This is a genomic window from Nonomuraea angiospora, assembly GCF_014873145.1.
GTDB classification, from domain to species: domain Bacteria; phylum Actinomycetota; class Actinomycetes; order Streptosporangiales; family Streptosporangiaceae; genus Nonomuraea; species Nonomuraea angiospora.
This window is the reverse complement of sequence record NZ_JADBEK010000001.1, coordinates 3,520,835-3,543,462: the sequence shown is the minus strand read 5'-3', so window position 1 is coordinate 3,543,462 and position 22,628 is coordinate 3,520,835. Positions and strand designations below refer to the sequence as shown.

The window sequence follows — 22,628 nt, the reverse complement described above, 5'->3', positions numbered from 1 at the left end:
AGGATGGTGGGCTGTGATCGCGTCGGTGTCGGGCAAGGTGACCGCGATCGCTCCCGAAGGAGCCGTGATCGAGGTCGGTGGCGTCGGCATTCTCACCCACTGCACTCCGGGCACGCTCGCCACGCTGCGGGTCGGGGAGGACGCCCGCCTGGCCACGTCGCTGGTGGTGCGGGAGGAGTCGCTCACCCTCTACGGGTTCGCCACGGACGACGAGCGGGCCGTGTTCGAGCTGCTGCAGACGGCCAGCGGGGTCGGGCCCAAGCTGGCGCTGGCGATGCTCGCCGTCCACACGCCCAACGCGCTGCGCGTCGCCGTGGCCGGCGCCGACCTCAAGGCGCTCACGCAGGTGCCGGGGATCGGGCAGAAGGGGGCGCAGCGGATCGTGCTGGAGCTGAAGGACCGGCTCGGCACGCCGGAGGAGGCGGTCAACGCCGCGCTCAACGGGGAGCGGCGCGTGGCGGCGTGGCGCGATCAGGTCCACTCGGGGCTGGTGGGGCTGGGCTACTCCAGCAAGGACGCAGACGAGGCCGTCGCCGCCGTGGAGCCGGTCGCCGACGCCGATCTCGCCGCCGGGCGCCGTCCCCAGGTGGCCGCGCTCCTGAAGGCCGCGCTGCAGTCCCTGAGCGTCCGATGACCGGTCGCCCTGTCCGTCCGCGCGCCGGGCTCTCTTGCGCCAGGGTGGCCGTTCTCCAACCCGGTTTTTACGGCGGGGCCAAGGTAACCGCACGCGCCGACGCCGGTTCCCGTCTGTCATGGCCGGTTGTGAAGGCTCACGGGCTGCTCGCCGTGACGAGCGAGTCGTGCACCCGGCACCGTGGCCCGGCCGGGCGCCAATCATGTTGCGCCGGTCTCCGCCGCACCACGTCCCGCCGTCGCGGCGCGGTGGGCTCCCGCCAGGCGCCGGGAGCGAGCGTCGCGGTGATGTCGCGTCGTGCGGCCGTCGGCTCGGCGATGTCGTGCCGTCCGTGCGTCGGCTGGGCGATGTCGTGCCGTCCGTGCGCCGGCTCGGCGACGTCGCGCCGTGCGGGCGCGCCCCTGGTGGCGTTGCGGCGTTCGGGTGCCTGGCCGGTGGCGGGGATTGGTGCGAGCGGTTCCTGGTGGGTTGGCGATGGAGCTGGTGTGAGGGGGTGTGGGTGTGGGGTTTGAGCGGGAGTTGGTGTCGTCCGACGCCGGTGGCGACGAGCTGCAGATCGAGGCGGCGCTGCGGCCCAAGCGGCTCGGCGAGTTCATCGGCCAGGGCCGCGTGCGCGAGCAGCTCTCCCTCGTGCTCGAGAGCGCCCTGCGCAGGCAGCGGCCGCCCGACCACGTGCTGATGAGCGGGTCGCCCGGGCTCGGCAAGACCACGCTGGGCATGATCATCGCCGCTGAGCTCAACGCGCCGCTGAGGATCACCTCCGGTCCCGCGCTGGAGCGGGCGGGCGACCTGGCCGCCATCCTGTCCACGCTCGCCGAGGGCGAGGTGCTGTTCATCGACGAGATCCACCGGATGGCCAGGCCCGCCGAAGAGATGCTCTATCTCGCCATGGAGGACTTCAGGGTCGACATCGTCGTCGGCAAGGGCCCGGGAGCCACGGCCATCCCGCTCGACATCGCGCCGTTCACGCTCGTCGGCGCCACCACCCGGGCCGGGTTGCTGCCCGCGCCGCTGCGCGACCGGTTCGGGTTCACCGCGCACATGGACTTCTACGAGGTCGGCGAGCTCGAGCAGGTGCTCTACCGGTCGGCCAAGCTGCTCGGCGTCATCCTGCCCACGGACGGGGCGCACGAGATCGCCAGGCGGTCCCGGGGGACGCCCCGTATCGCGAACCGGTTGCTCAGGCGAGTGCGGGATTTCGCGGACGTAAGGGCCGATGGGGTGATAAATAGGGAAATCGCGGCGGCGGCCCTCAACCTGTACGAAGTCGACGCCGAAGGGCTCGACCGGCTCGACAGGGCGGTGCTCGGCGTGCTGCTGAAGAAATTCGGCGGCGGCCCGGTCGGCCTGTCCACGCTGGCCGTGGCCGTGGGGGAGGAGCCGGAGACCGTCGAAGTGGTGGCCGAGCCGTTCCTCGTACGCCAGGGCCTGCTGGCCAGGACCCCGCGCGGCCGGGTCGCGACGGCGGCCGCGTGGAGCCACCTCGGCATGACCCCGCCCCCCGACGCGTTCGGAGCAGCGGTATTCGACTCAGACGGCTGATCACAGAACGGTTGCAACCGTTTCAAAATGGGAACTTCCCCGCGCGCCGAAACGCTGCCTCGTTGCCGCGTTTCGCAACAACGGCCTACACTCCGTGGCTTGGCTGGCTGTGTAGGCTGACGGGCTGAGCGGCGCGGCCCCGACGCAACGCACGGAATTTCCGGCGCGAGGCCGGTGTCAACTTCTTGTACGACAATGGAAGGTCGCCCCTTATGGACATGGGACAACTCGGTAGCATCTTGCCGCTGATTCTGCTGGTGGTGGTGTTCTACTTCCTGCTGATCCGCCCTCAGCGCAAGCGGCAGCAAGAGGCGATCCAAATGCAGAACTCCCTGGCTCCCGGTGCCCGGGTCATGACCACGACCGGACTGTTCGGCACCGTGAAGGCGGTGGACAATGAGGATGTGGTCCTCGAGGTCGCGCCGGGGATCGAGACCCGCTGGGTGAAGGCCGCGATCGGCCGCGTGGTCACGCCCGGGGACGCTCCCGCGGCGGACGAGTCCTCCGACGACGAGGCCGCACCGGGTGAGGAGGGCAAGAAGGAGTCCGAGGCCACCGTGGATCGCAACGATGACCAGGACTCCAGCACCAAGCAGTCCTGACTAAGCTCTGCGACAAACCTCTATCTGAAAGAACTGACGACCAGTGGCCCGACCGACCAGCCGCCACAGCCGACCGGGGCGAACGCTCCTGGTGCTGCTGGCGCTCATCCTCGCCCTGGGCGGGACGATGTTCCTGCAGAAGGCGTTCACGCCCAAGCTGGGTCTCGACCTCGCCGGCGGCACGACGGTGACTCTGTCCCCGGTGACGCTGAACAACGCGGCGCCGCCGGATGAGATCCTCGATCGCGCGGTCAACATCATCCGCGAACGAGTCAACGGCACCGGCATCTCCGACGCGGAGGTCGCCAAGTCCGGCAGCAACATCATCATCTCGATCCCGGGTGTCGGACAGAGCGAGGCCATCAAGCTGGTCGCCACCACCGCGGAGCTGCGCTTCCGCCAGGTGCTGGCCATGGAGGCCACGCAGGTTCCGCAGAACCTGGCCACCAACGCGCCGACGCCGAGCCCGTCGGGTTCGGCGAGCCAGCCCGCCACCCCCAAGTCCGACAAGTCCACCACCCCCAGGTCGGACAAGTCTGGCGCGCCCGCGGCCTCCACGCCGCAGCCCAGCGTGTCCCCGACGGGCAAGGCGCTGTCGTCCGCGCTGACCGCGCCGACGCCGGCCGCGTCGGCGACGGCGCAGCCCGGCGCCACCGACACCCCCCAGAAGCAGCAGAACAAGGGCCAGAACGCCAAGGCCACCCCGACGGCGGCCCCGTCCGGCCAGCCCAGCACGCCGCCCGCGCAGAACCCCAACGCGGGCGTCAACACCCAGGGCATCGACCCGGCGGTGCTGGCCCAGTTCAACAAGCTCGACTGCGCCAACCCGGCCAACCGCGGCCAGGGCGTCCAGGACGACCCGAAGAAGCAGTACGCGGGCTGTGAGACCGACGGCAGCTACAAGTACGTCCTCGACGTCGCCAAGGTCGTCGGCACCGACATCGACACGGCCTCGGCGGGCGTCCGCCAGGGCACCGTCGAGTGGGTCGTCCAGCTCGACTTCAAGAGCAAGGGCGCGGCCGAGTGGAGCAAGCTCACCACGGCCGCCTACAACTCGCAGGAGCCACGTAACAAGGTCGCGGTCGTGCTCGACGGCGTCGTCATCACCGCCCCCAACATCATCAGCCCGATCCCCGGCGGCCGGGCCGAGATCACCGGCGGCTTCGACCAGGTCAGCGCCACCCAGCTGGCCGACCAGCTCAAGTACGGCGCGCTGCCGCTGAAGTTCAACCGCAGCTCGGTCGACACGGTCTCCTCGACGCTGGGCCAGGACCAGCTGCAGGGCGGTCTGGTCGCGGGCCTCATCGGCCTCGCGCTCGTCGTGGTCTACTCGATGCTCTACTACCGCGGCCTCGGCCTCGTGGCGGTGCTGAGCCTCGTGGTCGCCACGATCCTGACGTACACGGCGGTGGTCGTGCTCGGCCACAACGCCAACTTCCGGCTCTCGCTGCCGCACATCATCGGCCTCGTGGTCTCCATCGGCATCACCGCCGACTCCTTCATCGTCTACTTCGAACGCATACGTGACGAGATGAAGGAGGGCCACCGGACGCTCCGCGCGGCCGTCGAGGTGGCCTGGGTCCGTGCCCGGCGCACGATCCTGATCGCCGACGCCGTCATGTTCATCGCCGCGATCGTGCTCTACTTCCTGGCGGTGGGCGGTGTGGCCGGGTTCGCCTTCGCGATGGGCCTGACCACGCTGATCGACATCGTGGTGGTGTTCCTGTTCACGAAGCCGTTCATCGCCCTGCTGGCGCGGCTCAAGTTCTTCGCCAAGGGGCATCCGCTGTCCGGCCTCGACGCCGAGCGCATGAGCGAGGCCGGCTCGTCCGGCCGCCCGACCACCCCGCAGGAGGCCTGAGATGGGACTGGCGCGTCGCCTCTACCGCGGCGAGATCAATGTCGACTTCGTCGGCCAGTGGAGACTTTGGTACAGCCTGTCAGGCATTCTGCTGCTCATCTCGATCGCGGGTCTGCTGATCAACGGGCTCAACCTGGGCGTGGAGTTCAGAGGCGGTACGGTCTTCTCGTTCAAGTCCGAGCAGGCCACCGTCCAAACGGTCCGCGAGGCCGTCCTCAACGAGGGCGCGCACCAGGCGATCGTCCAGTCGGCCGGCACCGGCGGCTGGCGGGTGACCACCGAGAGCCTGCCGGAGAACACCCGGGAGCAGGTGCAGTCCCAGATCGCCAAGGACTTCAACACCCCGGTCGGGCAGGTCAGCGTCCAGGCCATCGGCCCGTCCTGGGGCGGTGAGGTCTCCCAGAAGGCCTGGATCGGCCTGGGCGTGTTCATGCTGGCGATCATCCTGTACCTGTCGATGGCGTTCGAGCCGAAGATGGCCATGTCGGCGATCGTCGCGCTCATCCACGACCTCGTCATCACGGCCGGCATCTACGCCTGGTCGGGCTTCGAGGTCACGCCGGCGACGCTGCTGGGCTTCCTGACCATCCTCGGTTACTCGCTCTACGACGCGGTCGTGGTGTTCGACATGATCAAGGAGGTCACGGCCAAGCTGGGGCACACGTCGAAGATGACGTACTCGATGGCGGCCAACAACGCGCTCAACCACACGCTGATCCGGTCGCTGAACACCTCGCTGGTCGCCATCCTGCCGGTGGCGGCGATCCTGTTCATCGGCACCACGCTGCTCGGCGCGGGCACGCTGAAGGACCTGTCGCTGGCGCTGTTCGTCGGCATGATCGTCGGTACGTACTCCTCGCTGTGCGTCGCCACGCCGCTGCTGGTGACGCTGAAGGAGCGGGAGCCGAAGTACCAGGCCATCGCCAGGAGGCTGGCCTCGACGGGAAGCGGCAAGGGCCCGAAGGGTTCCAAAAGCGCAGCCGTAGCCAAGGGATAGCAAGCGCGCACGTCACGACGCCCTCGCCCTTCACGGGGTCGGGGGCGTCGTTGCGTGCGCGGAGGATGCACCATCATGGAGCCCGGCACACCGCCGGCGCACGATATGCGAGGAGACGCCATGACCGAGCTGAGCACGCTGATCCTGGACAGGATCAGGGACGTGCCCGACTACCCCAAGCCGGGCGTGATGTTCAAGGACATCACCCCGCTGCTGGGCGACCCGATCGCCATGGCGGCCGTGGTGGACGAACTGGCCGGGCTCCACCAGGTGGACAAGATCGTGGGCATCGAGGCGCGCGGGTTCATCCTCGCGGCTCCGGTGGCGTACCGGGCGGGGGCGGGTTTCGTACCGGTACGGAAGAAGGGGAAACTGCCCGCCGAAACCCTCGAAGAGTCCTACGATCTGGAGTACGGCTCCGCGACCATCGAGGTCCACCGTGACGCCTTCACAGCCGGCGACCGCGTTCTCGTGGTCGACGACGTGCTGGCCACGGGTGGCACCGCGAAGGCGGCCGTGGAGCTGGTGAAGAGGGCCGGCGCCGAGGTCGTCGGCATCGCCGTGCTCATGGAACTGGCCTTTCTCAGGGGACGTGAGCGGCTTACGGGAGTGGACCTGCACTCCCTCGTGATCGTCTGAGCCCGGCCCGCGACGGCCCAGGTTCGCCGCCTGGATACACTGAGGGATCTGGACTCGAACGTGAGGAGCCATTGCGTGAGGAGTCTGTGTGCCCCGTGATGTGGTCGTGCCCGACGTAACCGACTCCGGCAACGCCGAGGCGTCCGGTGTTCCAGCGGTGCGTCGAAGGCGGTTTGGGGGTGGGGCCATGAATCCGGTGCTGGAGCCGTTGTTCCGCACGGTCCGCGCCACCCACCCCAAGGCCGACCTGCGCCTGATCGAGCGTGCGTACGACGTCGCCGCCTACCACCACCGCGACCAGAAGCGGAAGTCCGGCGACCCGTACATCACCCACCCGCTGGCCGTGGCCACGATCCTGGCCGAGCTCGGCACCGACGACGAGACCCTGTGCGCCGCGCTGCTCCACGACACGGTGGAGGACACCGCCTACAGCCTCGACGAGCTGCGCGGCGACTTCGGCGACACCATCGGGTCCCTGGTCGACGGCGTGACCAAGCTGGACAAGGTGAAGTTCGGCGACGCCGCGCAGGCCGAGACCGTGCGCAAGATGGTCGTCGCCATGTCGCGCGACATCCGCGTGCTGATCATCAAGCTCGCCGACCGGCTCCACAACATGCGCACCATGCGCTACCTCCCCGAGCACAAGCGTCACCAGAAGTCGCGCGAGACGCTGGAGATCTTCGCCCCGCTGGCCCACCGCCTGGGCATGAACACGATCAAGTGGGAGCTGGAAGACCTGGCCTTCGCCATGCTCTACCCCAAGCGCTACGACGAGATCGCGCGCATGGTGTCGGAGCGGGCGCCGCGCCGCGACCTGTTCCTGCAGGAGGTCATCGAGAAGGTCTCCGGCGACCTGCGCGAGGCCAAGATCCGCGCCGTCGTCAAGGGCCGGCCGAAGCACTACTACTCGGTCTACCAGAAGATGATCGCCCGCGACGTGGCCTTCGACGACATCTACGACCTGGTGGGCATCCGCGTCCTCGTCGACAGCGTGCGCGACTGCTACGCCGCGCTCGGCACCATCCACGCCCGGTGGAACCCGGTGCCGGGGCGGTTCAAGGACTACATCGCGATGCCCAAGTTCAACATGTACCAGTCGCTGCACACGACGGTGATCGGTCCCGAGGGCAAGCCGGTGGAGCTGCAGATCCGCACCCACGCGATGCACCACAGGGCCGAGTACGGCGTGGCCGCGCACTGGAAGTACAAGGAGGAGGTCGGCAGCCCCGGCCCCACCGGCAAGGTCAAGCCGGGCAGCGACATGGCCTGGTTGCGCCAGCTCCTCGACTGGCAGAAGGAGACCTCCGACCCGGGCGAGTTCCTGGAGTCGCTGCGGTTCGACCTGTCGGTGTCCGAGGTCTACGTGTTCACCCCGAAGGGGCAGGTCATCGCGCTGCCCGAGGGGGCCACGCCGGTCGACTTCGCGTACGCCGTGCACACCGAGGTGGGTCACCGCTGCATCGGCGCCCGGGTCAACGGGCGGCTGGTGCCGCTGGAGTCGCGGCTCGGCAACGGCGACACGGTCGAGATCTTCACCTCCAAGTCGCCGGACGCCGGGCCGTCGCGCGACTGGCTCAAGTTCGTCAAGTCGGGCCGGGCCCGCAACAAGATCCGGCAGTGGTTCTCCAAGGAGCGCCGCGAGACCGCGATCGAGGCGGGCAAGGAGGCCATCGGGCGGGCCATGCGCAAGCAGGGCCTGCCGCTGCAGCGGCTGATGTCCGGCGAGGCGCTGCTGGCGCTCGCCCGCGACCTGCGCTACCCCGACGTCTCCGCGCTCTACGCGGCCGTGGGGGAGGGGCACATCGCGGCGCAGGCCGTTGTGCAGAAGCTGGTGGCCTCGATCGGCGGCGTCGACAGCGCCGAGGAGGACATCGCCGAGACCTCGCTGCCCACCCGGCTGCGCGGCCGCCCCCGTGGCGGTGGCGGCGCGGGCGTGGTCGTGGCGGGCGACGCCGACGTGTGGGTACGCCTGTCGAAGTGCTGCACCCCGGTGCCCGGCGACGAGATCGTCGGGTTCGTCACGCGGGGGCACGGGGTGTCGGTGCACCGCGCCGACTGCACCAACGTGCAGCAGCTCAAGGAGCAGCCCGACCGGCTCGTGGAGGTCAGCTGGTCGCCCAGCGACGACAGCGTGTTCCTGGTCGCGATCCAGGTGGAGGCGCTGGATCGGCCGCGCCTGCTGTCCGACGTCACGCGCACGCTCTCCGACCAGCACGTCAACATCCTGAGCGCGTCGGTCACGACATCGCGGGACCGGGTGGCGATCAGCAAGTTCACGTTCGAGATGGGCGATCCCAAGCACCTGGGGCACGTGCTCAAGGCGGTGCGCAGCATCCAGGGCGTGTTCGACGTCTACCGCGTCAGCGGCGCCGGCAGCTGACCGCCGCCGGGCGGGCCCCGGCGGCCGGGCGGTGGGTCAGCGGGGGCGGAGGTCGGGGAGGTTGACGACGATCGCCTCCTGGGTGCTGCGGGCGATGACGACCACGGCCTCCTGCGACGGGTCCGGATTCTCCTCGCGATGCGGCACGTACGGCGGCACGAAGACGTAGTCGCCGGGCTTGGTGTCCAGCCGCACCTCATCCCCGCCCTCCAGGAACACGAACGACGGCGTGCCGCTGACCACGTAGATGGCCGTCTCCGAGGCCCCGTGGTGGTGGTCGGACGAGCGGGTGGCGGGCGCGACGTGGGTTTGGCCCATCCAGAGGCGGGCGGACCCGGCCGTGTCCCCGCTGATCGCCGCGAGCCGGCGCATGCCGGAGCTCTGAGCCGTTTCGCCCGAGAGCTCCCCAGAGGGCACGTGACGCAGCGGCTGGTGGAACGGGTCCCCCTCCGCCCTGTAGCCCTCCCAGAGACGCCCTCCAGCGCGTTCCAGGACGTCCGAGGCGACGGCGGCCAGCCGTGCCGAGTCGTCGACGGCCCCGAGCAGCGCCTGCGCCAGCTCCGGGTCGTGGGCGCGCAGCTCGCGCAGCAGCCACTTGCCGCTCCCCTGCCACCTGCGCCCCAGCCCGAGCGCCATCCTGGCGGTCTCCTGCGCCACCTGCCACCGGATGAACGTCCGCTCGCCCGGGTCCGTGGCCCCCGAGAGGTCGTCCAGGAGGTCGGACAGGGCGTATCTGGCCCGTTCGGCCTGTGAGCTGGTCAGACCGCCCGGTCCGGCCGCCAGGCGCTCGCTCAGCGCCGCCTGGAGGTCGCTGGCGCGGCCGCTGGTCCGGTCGGTCAGCACCGCGCCCTCGGCGCACATGCGGGCCAGGCTCGGCTGGCGCCGGTCGAAGTCCTTGTCGAGGTAGGCGCGCAGGCTGGTCTCGCTGTGCACGAACAGCTCCACGGGCCACTCCCGCCACCGCAGCGACTCGCGGTAGGGGGTGGGCAGGCCGTCGAGCACCACGACGACGTCGAGGTCCGAGGTGCTGGTGCGGCGCTCGGTGAGGGCGCTGCCGCCGACGAAGGCGTACAGGGCCCCCGGGAACATCTCCTCGACGAGGGCGCGTGCGGCGCTGACGGGATCCATGCCCGCCAGCCTAGGTCTCAGCCCCTTCCGCCGCCGCCCCATTTCACGCACCGCCACCACTCGCTCGCGAACGGTGGCGTGGCCCGGTGGAGGCCGGTCGGGCCTCCACCGGCCTCCGCCGGGATCAGCTGAACTCGGCGAGCGTGCGCTCGGCCTCCTCCAGCCACGAGCGCCGGGCGATCAGCGCCTCCTCGGTCTCCTTGATGTCCTTGGCGCGACCGGCGGCCTGCGCCTTGGACAGCCGCTGCTCCAGCTGCTCGATCGAGGTGCGCAGCTGGTCGACGGTGCTCTGCGCGCGGGCGCGGGCTTCGGGGTTGGAGCGCTTCCACTCGGCGTCCTCGGCCTTGCGCACGGCCTCGTCCACCTTGCGCAGCCCGCCCTCGAGCCGGTCGCGCTGCTCGCGCGGCACCGGGCCGGCGGCCTCCCAGCGCTCCAGGATGCTCCGCAGCGCCGAGCGGGCCGTGCGCACGTCCGTGACCGGGAGGATCTTCTCGGCCTCGGCCAGCAGCACCTCCTTGACCTCCGCGTTGGCGGCCAGCGAGGCGTCGCGCTCGGCGAAGACGGCGGAACGGGCCTGGAAGAACTGGTCCTGCGCGCCCTTGAAGCGGGCCCACAGCTCGTCCTCGGCCTCGCGCGAGGCCCGGCCCGCGCTCTTCCACTGCTGCATCAGCTCGCGGTAGATCGCCGCGGTCTGGCCCCAGTCGGTCGAGTCGGCCAGCGCCTCGGCCTCGGCGACGATGCGCTCCTTGGCCGCCCGCACGCCCTCGCGCTGCTCGTCGAGCCCCGCGAAGTACACCTTGCGCCGCTTGGCGAACGCCGTACGGGCCGCCGAGAGCCGCTTCCACAGCGCGGCCTCGGTGACACGGTCGATGCGGTCGGCGGCCTTCCACTCCTCGACGAGCTGGCGCAGCCGCTCGCCACCCGACTTCCAGTGGGTGGTCTCGTCCGCGATGCGCTCGGCCTCGGCGACGATGCGCTCCTTGACCGACCTGGCCTCGGCGCGCGCGTGCTCGCGGGCCGCCTTGACCTCCTCGCGGCGCTGGGCGACCAGCTCCGTCAGGCCGTCGAGCCGGGCCGTCAGCGCGTCGAGGTCGCCGATGGCGTGGGCGTCGGAGACGGCCTCACGCAGCTTGACGATGCTCGCCTCGGCCTGGGCAGGAGCCAGGTCGGTGCCCTTGACGCGCTGTTCCAGCAGCTGCACCTGACCGGCCAGCTCGTCGTACTTGCGATGGAAGTAGGCCAGTGCCTCTTCGGGTTCACCGGCCTGCCAGGAGCCGACGGCCCGCTCTCCCTCAGCCGTACGCACGTAGACGGTGCCGTCGTCGTCTACCCGGCCCCACGGGTCGGTGCTCACCGTGTCCTCCCGCACTTTCCATCAGACCCTTCGGGACTACTTCGTCCCTAGTTTGTATTACGTCAGCCCTTGCTGGCGATTGTCACGTCTTTGATTTCGACGGTTTGCTTCGGCGCCCCCGTCCCGTCGCCCGCGTCCCCGATGACGCCTGCTTTGTTCACCTTGTCCAGGATGTCGAGCCCCTTGGTGATCGTACCCACCGGCGTGTAATCCGGGGTGAGTCCGATGTCGCCGAAAACGAGGAAGAACTGGCTCCCCGTGCTGCCCGGCGCCTGCGTTTTGGCCATGGCCATCACGCCGCGCTTGTACTGGGCGCCCTGGAGGTTCTCCTCGGCCATGACGTAGCCGGGGCCGCCGCTGCCGTCCTGGCTCTTGCCGTCGGCCTTGGCCGACGGGTCGCCGCACTGCAGCATCGGGAACTGGGCGCTGCCGAGCCGGTGGCACTTGCTGCCGTCGTAGTACTTCTTCTTCGCCAGGAACTCCAGCGAGTTGGTCGTGCAGGGCGCCTTGGCGTTGTTCAGCTCGACGACGATGTCACCCTGGTTGGTCTTGATCGTCATCGTCTTGGTCGCCGGCGTGGTCTTGACCTTGGCCGGCGGCATGCCGACGTCCTTGACCTTCCCGCCTCCGGCGTCCTTGACGTAGTCGCAGGTGCCGGTCGCCGCGTCGTACGGCTTGGGCCCCGCCGCGGCCGAAGCCGAGGCCGAGGCCGAAGGCGCGGCGGTGTCGGCGGCCGACGCCGAGGGCGAGGAGGCCGCGTCGGTCCCCGCGCCGTTGCCGCCCAGCAGCGCGACCGCCGCGACGATGCCGCCGATCACGATCACCACGCCCACCGAGGAGCCGATGATCGCCGTGCGCTTGGCCTTCTGCTCGCGTTCGACCCGGCGCTGCATCTGACGCTCGTAGTGCTCACGAGCGAGCTGCCTCTGCCGGTCCTTCCCCGTGGCCACCGCTTTGCCTCCCATAGTCAATCAACTGAGGTGGGCGAATCGTATCGGCCAACGGGTAATGATTCGCAGCCCGGCGACCCGCACCGGTACCCTTCGGTTACATTCCCATTGGCTTTTCGACGAGATCACCTGAGGCAGATGCTCATCGCCGGCTTCCCCGCAGGGGCCTTCCAGACCAATTGTTACGTTGTCGCGCCCGCGGCCGGCGAGGAATGCGTGATCGTCGATCCAGGTCAGGACGCGACCGAGGGCGTCGACGAGCTGCTGCGCGAGCACCGGCTCAAGCCGGTCGCGGTCCTGCTCACCCACGGCCACCTCGACCACGTCTGGTCGGTCGCCCCGGTCTGCGGCGCGCGTGACGTCCCCGCGTGGATCCACCCCGACGACCGCCACCTGCTGAGCGACCCGGCCGCCGGCTGGTCGGGCACGAGCGCCTCGATGTTCGGCGGGCTGACGCTGAGCGAGCCCGACGACGTGCGCGAGCTGTCCGACGGGGCCGTGCTGGAGCTGGCGGGCCTCGAGCTCGTGGTCGACCACACGCCCGGCCATACCAGGGGGTCGGTGAGCTTCCGGCTGCCCGATGACGAGGTCATGTTCTCGGGCGACCTGCTGTTCGCCGGCTCCATCGGCCGCACCGACCTGCCCGGCGGCGACTACACGACCATTTTGCGCAGCCTGGCTGCCAAGTGCCTGACGCTGCCTGACGATACGGTCGTCCTGCCGGGCCACGGACCACAGACGACGATCGGCCGCGAGCGCGCTACCAACCCATACTTGAAGGAAGCGGCGCCGCAGTCCGGTCCCACACGAGGGATCTAATGAGCTTCCAAGCACCAAAAGGTGTCAAAGAGTACGTTCCACCGCAGGCCTCGACGTTCTACGCGATTCGCGGAGTTTTCGCCGAGACGGCCAGGCGGGCCGGATACTCCTACCTGGAGACCGCGGTCTTCGAGGACACCCAGCTGTTCGCGCGTGGCGTCGGCGAGTCCACCGACGTCGTGAGCAAGGAGATGTACACCTTCACCGACCGCGGCGGCAGGTCGCTGACGCTGCGCCCGGAGTTCACCGCCGGCGTGCTGCGCGCGGTCCTGGAGTACGGCCTGCACCGCGGCCAGCTCCCGGTGAAGGTCTGGACCGACGGCCCGGTCTTCCGCGCGGAGGCGCCCCAGGAGGGCCGCTACCGCCAGTTCTACCAGCTCGACCTGGAGGCCATCGGCAGCGAGGACCCGGCCGTCGACGCCGAGACGATCGCGCTGGCCGCGCAGTGGTACGCCGCGCTCGGCCTCACCCAGGTGCGGCTGCTGCTCAACTCGCTCGGCTGCAAGGAGTGCCGCCCGATCTACCGGGCCAGGCTGCAGGACTTCCTGCGCGCGCTCGACCTCGACGAGGCCACCAGGGCCCGCATCGAGATCAATCCGTTGCGCGTGCTCGACGACCGGCGTCCGGAGGTGCGCGCCCAGCTCGAGGACGCGCCGCTCATCGGCGACCACCTCTGTGCCGACTGCAAGGCCTACCACGACCGGGTCAAGCAGCTCCTGGCCGACCTGGACATCCCGTGGGAGGACGCGCCCAGGCTGGTGCGCGGGCTCGACTACTACACCCGCACCACCTTCGAGTTCGACCACCCGCTGCTGGGCGCGCAGTCCGGCATCGGCGGCGGCGGCCGCTACGACGGGCTCTCCGAGGCCATCGGCGGGCCGGCGCTGCCCGGCATCGGCTTCGGCCTCGGTCTCGACCGCACCGTCATCGCCCTGGAGCGGGAGGGCGTCGTGCTCGACACCCCGGCCCGCTGCGAGGTGTACGGTGTGGCGCTGGGCGACGAGGCGGCGCGGGCCATGTTCAAGCTCGTGAGCGGGCTGCGCGCGGCCGGTGTCGCCGCCGACATGTCCTTCGGCGGCAAGGGGCTCAAGGGCGCGATGAAGGGGGCCGATCGTTCCGGCGCCCGTTTCGCCCTGATCCTGGGCGAGCGTGACCTGGCGGCCGAGGCCGTGCAAGTGAAGGACCTGACCACCGCTGAGCAGACCGAGGTGCCCTTGGCCGAGGTCGTCGACGTTCTGAAAGGGAAACTGCAGTGATCCGCACGCACAAGGCCGGGTCGCTCCGCGAGGAGCACGCCGGGCAGCAGGTGACGCTCGCAGGATGGGTGGCCCGCCGCCGTGACCACGGCGGCGTGGTCTTCATCGACCTGCGCGACGCCTCCGGCTCGGCGCAGGTGGTCTTCCGCGAGGAGGACCACGCCCACGACCTGCGCGCCGAATACTGCGTGAAGGTCGTCGGCCAGGTCAGGGTCCGCCCCGAGGGCAACGAGAACCCCGACCTGCCCACCGGCGCGATCGAGGTCGTGGCCGAGCAGGTCGAGGTGCTGAGCGAGTCCGCGCCGCTGCCCTTCCCGATCGAGGGCAACGTGGGGGTCTCGGAGGAGGCCCGGCTCAAGTACCGCTACCTCGACATCCGCCGCCAGCAGGTGGCCAACGCCATGCGCACCCGCTCCAAGGCCACCTACCTCGCCAACGAGGTGATGCACGAGCTGGGCTTCGTCTACGTCGAGACGCCGACCCTGACCCGCTCCACGCCCGAGGGCGCGCGCGACTTCCTGGTCCCGGTGCGCCTGCAGCCCGGCAACTGGTACGCCCTGCCCCAGTCGCCCCAGCTGTTCAAGCAGCTCCTCCAGGTCGCCGGCCTCGAGCGCTACTACCAGCTCGCCAAGTGCTACCGCGACGAGGACCTGCGGGCCGACCGGCAGCCGGAGTTCACGCAGATCGACGTCGAGATGTCCTTCGTGGACCAGGAGGACGTCATCGAGGTCGGCGAGACGCTGATCGGCCGGCTGTGGAAGGAGATCGCCGGCTACGAGCTGCCGACGCCGCTGCCGCGCATGACGTACGCCGACGCGATGGCCCGCTACGGCTCCGACAAGCCGGACCTGCGCTTCGGCCAGGAGCTGGTCGAGATGACCGGCTACTTCGCCGGCACACCCTTCCGCGTCTTCCAGGCCGAGTACGTCGGCGCCGTGGTCATGCCGGGCGGGGCCTCGCAGACGCGCAAGGAGCTCGACGGCTGGCAGGAGTGGGCGCGCAGCCGCGGCGCCAAGGGCCTGGCCTACGTGCTCGTCCAGGAGGACGGCACGCTGGGCGGCCCGGTCGCCAAGAACCTCACCGAGGAGGAGCTGTCCGGGCTCGCGGCCAAGGTCGGCGCCGAGCCGGGTGACGCGATCTTCTTCGCGGCCGGCCCGAAGCACGCCTCCCGCGACCTGCTCGGCGCGGCCCGCCTGGAGATCGGCCGTCGCTGCGGCCTGATCGACGAGTCGGCGTGGGCGTTCCTGTGGGTCGTCGACGCCCCCATGTTCGAGCCCGTGTACGATGAGGTGGGCCGCGAGATCGGCTGGACCGCCGTGCACCACCCGTTCACCGGGCCGAAGCCGGAGTGGGCCGACAACTTCCAGGACCACCCGGGCGAGGCGCTGGCGTACGCGTACGACATGGTCTGCAACGGCATGGAGATCGGCGGCGGCTCGATCCGTATCCACCGGGCCGAGATGCAGCAGCGCGTCTTCGACGTGCTGGGCATCTCCAAGGAGGAGGCGGAGAGCAAGTTCGGCTTCCTGCTGGAGGCGTTCAAGTACGGGCCCCCGCCGCACGGCGGCATCGCCTACGGCTGGGACCGCATCTGCATGCTGCTGTCCGGGGGCGACTCGATCCGTGACGTGATCGCGTTCCCGAAGACGGCCTCCGGCTTCGACCCGCTCACGGGCGCGCCCACGCCGATCACGGGCGAGCAGCGCAAGGAGGCGGGCGTCGACGCCAAGCCCAAGGCCGAGGTCTAGGCACGTGAGAACGGCGGGCACCGGAGGAGCCGGTGCCCGCCGTTCTCGCTGTCGCCCTACTTGAAGGTGATGGTCTTGATGATCACCGGCTTCTTGGGCGCCGTGGTGCCGCCGTCGCCGGTGATGTCGGCGTCGTTGAGGAGCAGGTCCTTGCCGCTGGTGGCCAGCCCCAGCAGCATGTCCATGCCCTCGCTGACCACGCCGACCACGTTGTAGCCCGAGCCGATCTGGTTGTTCTCGTCCGACAGCGAGATGGCGAACTGGCTGTTGTTCTGGCCCATCGCGTCACCCGCCTGGGTCATGAACACCACGCCCTTCGACAGGGAGATGTCGCTGTTCTCGTCACCGAAGACGTATCCCGCGGTGCCCTGGCCGTCGGTCGGGTTCTTGCCGTCGGCCTTGGCCAGCGGGTCGCCGCACTGCAGCATGTGCACGCCGGACACGTCGGGCGTGACCAGGCGGTGGCACTTCATGTTGTTGTAGAACTTCTTCTTCGCCAGGAAGCTGAGCGAGTTGACCGAGCACGGCGCGGCGTCGGTCATGAGATCGACGACGACGGTGCCGCGGTTGGTGACGATCGTCATCTTCTTCAGCTTCATGTTGGGCTTCTTGCCCGGCAGGCCGACGAACTTGTTCGGCACCTCCGTCTCCCGCTTGTAGGTGCAGGTGACCGGGCCGGTCTTGGCCGACGGCGTGACCGACGGCGCCGTGGAGGCCGAGGCCGAGGCCGAAGGGGTGCTCTCCGCCGAAACCTTGCTGGGTTCCCTGTTGACCAGCGTGGTCGCGGCGAAGATGCCGCCCGCGACCACGACGACGGCCACGCCCGCGCCGATGAAGGTGTTCCGCCGTGACTTGGCGGTCTGGGCGGCGGCGCGCTTCGCCTGCCGCTCCTTGTGCTCCCGCGCCAGCTCGCTCTGGCGGTCTTCCTCGTTCTGGCGGTCGTCGCCGCTCACCGCTATGTCCTCTCATCTTTGCCCGTGCATGACCAAACAACTCCGCGCATGCTACCGGCCTTCGATATGTGCCGGACGTAAGTGGCGAAAGCGGCAGCGGGCGACATGTGAGGTCGCGAACCATATGGTGCTGAGATTCGTAGTTGAAATGAGAACTAAGGAGCACCTCATGTTCGACCAGATCCTCGGCCTGCCGGCGCATCCGCTGATCATCCACTTCGCCGTCGTGCTGACCCCGCTGCTGGTGGTCGTGGCGGCCGTCTATGCGATCGTCGCGCGCTGGCGTACGTACGCGGCGTGGGCGGTGGTGCTGCTCTCCCTGGCCTCTCCGGTGGCGGTCTTCGCGGCCAAGGAGAGCGGCGAGAGCCTCAAGGCCGCCCGCTTCGCCACGGCGGACGGCGAACTCGGGTCCCGCATCAACGCGCACGAGAGCTTCGCCAACCCGCTGCTGGTGTCGGTGCTGGGGCTGGCCGTGGCCGCGCTGCTGCTCGTGTACGCCACCAGCCCGGCGCGCGACTCGGTCGGCCGCGACCGGTTCGGCCGGGCAGCGACGCTGACCCTGTCGGCCCTGACGCTGGTGCTGGCCGCCGTGGCGGGCTACTACGTCTTCCGCGCCGGTGACTCGGGCGCGCGAGCGGTCTGGGGAGCGTAGTCCGCGCGTGTAATCTCATGATGTGGATAGCCTGTTCGATTCCGCGGCCGAAGAGGCCACCCCGCAGCCCCTCGCGGTGCGGATGCGACCGCGCACGCTCGACGAGGTGATCGGTCAGCGGCACCTGCTCGGCCCCGGCACCCCGCTGCGGCGCCTGGTCGAGAGCGAGGCTCCCATGTCGCTGTTCCTGTGGGGGCCGCCCGGCACCGGCAAGACCACGCTCGCCTACGTCGTCTCCAACGTCACCAAACGCCGCTTCGTCGAGGTCTCCGCCGTGTCGGCCGGCGTCAAGGACGTCCGCGCCGCCATCGACAACGCGCGGCGCGAGCTCGGCATGAGCGGACGGCAGACGGTGCTGTTCGTGGACGAGGTGCACCGCTTCAACAAGGCCCAGCAGGACGCGCTGCTGCCCGCCGTGGAGAACCGCTGGGTCACCTTCATCGGCGCGACCACCGAAAACCCGTTCTTCTCGGTCATCTCGCCGCTGCTGTCGCGCTCGCTGCTGCTCACCCTGGAGTCCCTGTCCGAGGACGACATCCGCGCCGTGCTGGAGCGGGCCGTCTCCGACCCGCGCGGCCTCGGCGGCCGCGCCACGCTCGCGCCCCAGGCGCTGGAGCATCTCGTACGCCTGGCGGGCGGCGACGCGCGCAGGTCGCTGACGTACCTGGAGGCGGCCGCGCTGCTGGCCGACGACATCACCATCGAGGTGGTGGAGAAGGCCGTCGACAAGGCCGCCGTACGCTACGACCGGCAGGGCGACCAGCACTACGACGTGATCAGCGCGTTCATCAAGTCGATGCGCGGCTCCGACGCCGACGCGGCCCTCCACTACCTGGCCCGCATGATCGAGGCCGGGGAGGACCCGCGCTTCATCGCCCGCCGCATCGTCATCTTCGCCTCCGAGGACGTCGGCATGGCCGACCCGACCTGCCTGCAGACCGCCGTGGCCGCGGCCCAGGCGGTGCAGCTCATCGGGTTGCCGGAGGGGCAGATCAACCTGGCGCACGCGGTCATCCACTGCGCGATGGCCCCCAAGTCCAACGCCGTGGTCAAGGCCATCGGGGCGGCCGTCGGCGACGTCCGCCGCGGCCTCATCGGCCAGGTCCCCGGCCACCTCCGCGACGCCCACTACCCCGGGGCGGCCAAGCTGGGGCACGGGGACGGCTACAAGTATCCCCACGATTTCGATCATGGGGTGGTGCGGCAGGAGTACGCGCCCGAGCAGGTGCGCGATCGCCGCTACTACGAGCCCACCCGCCACGGCGCCGAGGCGCCGGTCGCGGACCGCTGGGCCAAGATCCGCGACTTCCTCCGCGGCTCCTGACCCCCGGCTCAGCGCCCCTCGCCACGGCCGGGGTCGGCGGGCCGCGGAGGCGAGAGTGCCGGCCTCCGCGGCTTCCGGCCCTCCCCACCACCTCGCCGAGCGCGTCGCGTCGAACACACCGCAACCCGCCGACCACGGTGTGGCGAGGGGCGCTGAGGCCGGCACTCCTGCCCGGCGCCGGGTCGGGGTGCGGTGGCGAGCGGCGCGACCTCGTGCGGTTGGTGGGCCGGGGTGCCTCCGGACGTCCTGGCGTGTGGGGCAGGGCGGGGGATGGCGTAGGTTTGGGTGCGCGGGCGTGGGGACACGGCCCGGGCCGGGGACGGCTGGTGGCGCACGGGATCGGGGCGGCACGCGGGCGGCCGGGCAAGGGCCGGACGCCGACGCGGCAGCACGATCAAGGACGGCGTCCTCACCAAGGTTGTCACTCGAACGCGATAAGGTCTTGCCGTTCCGGCCCAGCGTACGAGGGAGATGAGCGCATGCTTACCGCTGGAGAGGTCGCCGGCCTGATCGCGGCCACCGGCTGGATAGTCCTGGTCTGCGTGCTCGCCATGGTGCTCGTCAAGCTGGCCAGGCTGCTCACCGAGGCCACCAAGGCGGTCTCCGACCTGAACGACCGCCTGACGCCGCTGCTCGACGACATGAGCGTCACGGTCAACGAGACCAACAGGCAGCTGATCGCCGTCGAGGCCATCACCAAGGACGTCAAGCAGGTCAGCGGCCACGCGGCGAAGCTCAGCGCGGTGACGCAGACCATCTTCACCGGGCCGCTGATCAAGGTGTCCTCGCTCGCGTACGGCGTCCGCCGCGCCATCGAGGCCCGCAGGCCCCGCAAGGCCGTCCCGAGGACGCGTCAGGGGCAGGCGCGATGATCAGGCGGCTGTTCTACCTGTCGCTGGGCGCGTTCCTCACCTTCTGGGTGATGCGCAGGCTGCAGGCGCTCCACCCCGACCACGTCGCCCGCAGGACGGCCAACAGCGCCGCGGGGATGCTCCGGCAGGTGAGAGACTTTACTTCCGACGCGCTCGGCGAGGCCGCGGAGCGCGAAACCGAGTTGCGAGCACGCTTCGGGCTCGGCAACGCTGAAGACAACAACTAACGCAAAGGATGGCCAACATGGAGTCGGCAGAGATCGCCCGCCGCTTCCTGCGCTTCTTCGAGGAGCGTGGGCACAAGGTAGTGCCCTCGGCCAGCCTGATCGCTGAGGACCCCACGCTTCTCCTGGTTAATGCCGGTATGGTGCCGTTCAAGCCGTACTTCCTGGGGCAGCGCAAGCCTCCGGCGTCCCGGCTGGCCACCGCGCAGAAGTGCGTGCGCACCCCCGACATCGACGAGGTCGGCAAGACCACGCGGCACGCGACGTTCTTCCAGATGCTGGGCAACTTCTCCATCGGTGACTACTTCAAGGCCGAAGTGATCCCGTTCGCGTGGGAGCTGCTCACCCGCTCCGAGTCCGACGGCGGCTTCGGCTTCCCCGAGGACAAGCTGTGGGCGACGGTCTACCTCGAGGACGACGAGGCCTACGACATCTGGCGCAACCGCGTCGGCCTGCCCGACCACCGCATCCAGCGCCGCGGCCTGGAGGACAACTACTGGCACATGGGCGTGCCCGGCCCCGGCGGCCCCTGCTCGGAGATCTACTACGACCGCGGCGCCGAATACGGCAAGGAGGGCGGCCCCGTCGCCGACGAGGACCGCTACCTCGAGGTGTGGAACCTCGTCTTCATGCAGTACCAGCTCAGCCAGGTCCGCACCAAGGTCGACTTCGACGTGGCGGGCGAGCTGCCGGCGAAGAACATCGACACCGGCATGGGCCTCGAGCGCATGGCCGCGATCCTGCAGGGCGTCGACAACATCTACGAGATCGACACCACGTACAAGATCCTCGACAAGGCGGCCGAGCTCACCAAGACCCGCTACGGGCGCGACCCGCGGGCCGACGTGAGCCTGCGCGTGATCGCCGACCACGTCCGCACCGGCACCATGCTGGTGGCCGACGGCGTGCTGCCCAGCAACGAGGGCCGGGGCTACGTCCTGCGCCGCATCCTGCGCAGGAGCGTACGCAACCTGCGCCTGCTCGGCTCCGGCGACGACCGCTACATGCACGAGCTGACCGACGTCGCCATCAACGTCATGGGCGAGCAGTACGACCAGCTCAAGGCGGACGCGCCGCAGATCCACGCGGTCATCGACGCCGAGGAGGCGTCGTTCCTGGGCACGCTGCGCACCGGCACCGCGATCTTCGACGTGGCCGTCGAGGAGACCAAGCGCAAGTCCGGCACCACGCTCTCCGGCGACCAGGCGTTCCAGCTTCACGACACCTACGGCTTCCCCATCGACCTGACGCTGGAGATGGCGTCCGAGCACGGGCTCAAGGTCGACGAGGACGGCTTCCGCCGGCTCATGAAGGAGCAGCGGGAGCGGGCCAAGGCCGACGCCGCGGCGAAGAAGACCGGCAACGCCGACATCTCCGTGTTCGGGCAGCTGCTGGAGAAGGCGGGCAAGGTCGAGTTCCTCGGCTACGACCAGACCGAGGCCGACACGAGCGTGGTCGGCATCCTCGTCGACGGCGTGCCCGTCCCGTCGGCCGGCGCGGGCGCGACCGTGGAGGTCGTGCTCGGGCGCACCCCGTTCTACGCCGAGGGCGGTGGCCAGCTCGCCGACCAGGGCGTGATCCGCACCAGCGGCGCCGAGGTCGAGATCGTCGACGTGCAGACGCCCCTTGCGGGCCTGGTCGTGCACCGGGGCAAGATCCGCAGCGGCGAGCTCAAGGTCGGCGACGACGCGCAGGCGGAGATCGACCTCGAGCGCCGCCGCGCGATCTCGCGCAGCCACAGCGCCACCCACCTCGTCCACCGCGGCTTCAAGAACGCGCTCGGCGAGACGGCGGCCCAGGCCGGCTCGGAGAACTCGCCCGGCCGCTTCCGCTTCGACTTCACCGCGGCGGGCGCCGTGCCGGCCAGCGTGCTGCGCGACGTCGAGGACGAGGTCAACGCCGTGCTCATCAACGACCTCAAGGTCAACGCCTTCTACACCTCGCAGGCGGAGGCCAGGGCGATGGGCGCGCTGGCGATGTTCGGCGAGAAGTACGGTGACGAGGTCCGCGTCGTCGAGATCGGCGACTACTCGCGCGAGCTGTGCGGTGGCACCCACGTCCACAGCTCCGGCCAGCTCGGCCTGGTCAAGGTGCTGGGCGAGCAGTCGGTCGGCGCGGGCGTGCGCCGCGTCGAGGCGCTCGTCGGCATCGACGCCTTCCGCTTCCTGGCCCGCGAGAGCGTGCTGGTCGCGCAGCTCACCGAGCAGCTCAAGGCGCGCCGCGAGGAGCTGCCCGAGCGCATCGACGGCATCGTCACCCGGCTGCGCACGGCGGAGAAGGAGCTGGAGAAGGTCCGCTCCGCCCAGGTGCTCCAGGTGGCCGGTGATCTCGCCGCCAAGGCGGGCGACCTGCGTGGAGTCTCCGTTGTGACACACCGCGCGCCTGATGGCACCGGTGCGGATGATCTGCGTAAGCTCGCGCTGGATGTGCGTGGCAGGTTCCCGGCGGACCGGCCGGCGGTCATCGTGATCGCTGGCGTCCCCTCCGACCGACCTGTGGTGGTTGCCGCGGTCAACGAGGCGGGGCGCGAGCGCGGGCTCAAGGCCGGGAAGCTGGTCGGCGTCGCCGCCAAGGCTCTTGGGGGTGGCGGTGGCGGCAAGGACGACGTCGCGCAGGGCGGCGGCACACGGCCGGAGGCGATCGGCGACGCGCTGCAGCTGGTCGAGCAGGCTATCGCGGATCAGCTCGGCTGA

At 70.1% G+C, this 22,628-nt stretch carries 19 protein-coding genes; 15 read left to right on the top strand and 4 right to left on the bottom strand.

The genetic code is table 11. The features are described from left to right. The first annotated feature begins 13 nt into the window (after positions 1-13). The 7 genes from ruvA (at position 14) to H4W80_RS16030 (ending at position 8,655) form a co-directional block, all read left to right on the top strand. Entirely contained in the window at positions 14-634 is a 621-nt protein-coding gene (ruvA, locus tag H4W80_RS16060) for a Holliday junction branch migration protein RuvA (RefSeq protein ID WP_192785833.1), read from the top strand. Positions 635-1,135: 501 nt separating this feature from the next. Continuing rightward, positions 1,136-2,176 carry a Holliday junction branch migration DNA helicase RuvB gene (gene ruvB, locus H4W80_RS16055; RefSeq protein ID WP_192785832.1) on the top strand — a complete coding sequence of 347 codons (1,041 nt, stop codon included), beginning with the start codon at positions 1,136-1,138 and terminating at the stop codon, positions 2,174-2,176. Between the two features lie 212 nt (positions 2,177-2,388). Beyond that, entirely contained in the window at positions 2,389-2,778 is a 390-nt protein-coding gene (gene yajC / locus H4W80_RS16050; RefSeq protein WP_192785831.1) for a preprotein translocase subunit YajC, read from the top strand. A 43-nt stretch (positions 2,779-2,821) separates the two neighbouring features. After that, entirely contained in the window at positions 2,822-4,639 is a 1,818-nt protein-coding gene (gene secD / locus H4W80_RS16045; RefSeq protein ID WP_318786888.1) for a protein translocase subunit SecD, read from the top strand. A gap of 1 nt (position 4,640) precedes the next feature. Then, the gene (gene secF / locus H4W80_RS16040) at positions 4,641-5,636 is read left to right on the top strand and encodes a protein translocase subunit SecF (RefSeq protein WP_192785830.1); all 996 of its coding nucleotides are present in this window, start codon (positions 4,641-4,643) and stop codon (positions 5,634-5,636) included. 120 nt (positions 5,637-5,756) lie between these two features. Continuing rightward, entirely contained in the window at positions 5,757-6,275 is a 519-nt protein-coding gene (locus tag H4W80_RS16035; protein ID WP_192785829.1) for an adenine phosphoribosyltransferase, read from the top strand. A 187-nt stretch (positions 6,276-6,462) separates the two neighbouring features. Beyond that, positions 6,463-8,655, top strand: a complete 2,193-nt coding sequence (locus H4W80_RS16030; RefSeq protein ID WP_192785828.1) for a RelA/SpoT family protein — start codon at positions 6,463-6,465, stop codon at positions 8,653-8,655. Positions 8,656-8,691: 36 nt separating this feature from the next. Here H4W80_RS16030 and H4W80_RS60715 read toward each other — a convergent pair whose 3' ends face one another. The 3 genes from H4W80_RS60715 to H4W80_RS16015 all read right to left on the bottom strand — a co-directional run bounded on the left by H4W80_RS60715 (position 8,692) and on the right by H4W80_RS16015 (position 12,087). Next, complete coding sequence (locus H4W80_RS60715) at positions 8,692-9,783, bottom strand: cupin domain-containing protein (RefSeq protein WP_225963470.1); 1,092 nt, start codon at positions 9,781-9,783, stop codon at positions 8,692-8,694. Between the two features lie 124 nt (positions 9,784-9,907). Then, on the bottom strand, positions 9,908-11,137 hold the full coding sequence (locus H4W80_RS16020) for a DUF349 domain-containing protein (RefSeq protein WP_192785827.1): 1,230 nt from the start codon (positions 11,135-11,137) through the stop codon (positions 9,908-9,910). Positions 11,138-11,199: 62 nt separating this feature from the next. Continuing rightward, positions 11,200-12,087: a peptidylprolyl isomerase gene (locus tag H4W80_RS16015; RefSeq protein ID WP_318786887.1), complete on the bottom strand. Its 888-nt coding sequence runs from the start codon at positions 12,085-12,087 to the stop codon at positions 11,200-11,202. 138 nt (positions 12,088-12,225) lie between these two features. On the opposite strand from H4W80_RS16015, the gene H4W80_RS16010 reads away from it, so the two are divergent. From H4W80_RS16010 to aspS, 3 genes are read left to right on the top strand one after another with little or no spacing between them, the layout of a single operon-like run. Further along, a complete protein-coding gene (locus H4W80_RS16010; protein ID WP_192785825.1) occupies positions 12,226-12,906 on the top strand; it encodes an MBL fold metallo-hydrolase in 681 nt (226 codons plus the stop codon). Beyond that, positions 12,906-14,162 (top strand): histidine--tRNA ligase, encoded by a 1,257-nt coding sequence (gene hisS, locus H4W80_RS16005; RefSeq protein ID WP_192785824.1) that lies wholly within the window; start codon positions 12,906-12,908, stop codon positions 14,160-14,162. Before H4W80_RS16010 ends, hisS begins: the two co-directional genes overlap by 1 nt. Further along, entirely contained in the window at positions 14,159-15,910 is a 1,752-nt protein-coding gene (gene aspS / locus H4W80_RS16000; protein WP_192785823.1) for an aspartate--tRNA ligase, read from the top strand. Before hisS ends, aspS begins: the two co-directional genes overlap by 4 nt. 56 nt (positions 15,911-15,966) lie before the next feature. Here the strand turns inward: aspS and H4W80_RS15995 are convergent, their stop codons facing one another. Further along, entirely contained in the window at positions 15,967-16,863 is an 897-nt protein-coding gene (locus tag H4W80_RS15995; protein ID WP_192785822.1) for a peptidylprolyl isomerase, read from the bottom strand. Between the two features lie 169 nt (positions 16,864-17,032). On the opposite strand from H4W80_RS15995, the gene H4W80_RS15990 reads away from it, so the two are divergent. The 5 genes from H4W80_RS15990 (at position 17,033) to alaS (ending at position 22,628) form a co-directional block, all read left to right on the top strand. After that, positions 17,033-17,515, top strand: a complete 483-nt coding sequence (locus H4W80_RS15990) for a DUF2231 domain-containing protein (RefSeq protein WP_192785821.1) — start codon at positions 17,033-17,035, stop codon at positions 17,513-17,515. A gap of 82 nt (positions 17,516-17,597) precedes the next feature. Continuing rightward, a complete protein-coding gene (locus H4W80_RS15985; protein WP_225964903.1) occupies positions 17,598-18,839 on the top strand; it encodes a replication-associated recombination protein A in 1,242 nt (413 codons plus the stop codon). Positions 18,840-19,318: 479 nt separating this feature from the next. Further along, positions 19,319-19,711, top strand: coding sequence for a DUF948 domain-containing protein (locus H4W80_RS15980; protein ID WP_192785819.1), 393 nt, complete (start codon positions 19,319-19,321; stop codon positions 19,709-19,711). Continuing rightward, positions 19,708-19,938: a hypothetical protein gene (locus tag H4W80_RS15975; RefSeq protein ID WP_185077094.1), complete on the top strand. Its 231-nt coding sequence runs from the start codon at positions 19,708-19,710 to the stop codon at positions 19,936-19,938. Before H4W80_RS15980 ends, H4W80_RS15975 begins: the two co-directional genes overlap by 4 nt. A gap of 17 nt (positions 19,939-19,955) precedes the next feature. Next, positions 19,956-22,628, top strand: a complete 2,673-nt coding sequence (alaS, locus tag H4W80_RS15970) for an alanine--tRNA ligase (protein WP_192785818.1) — start codon at positions 19,956-19,958, stop codon at positions 22,626-22,628.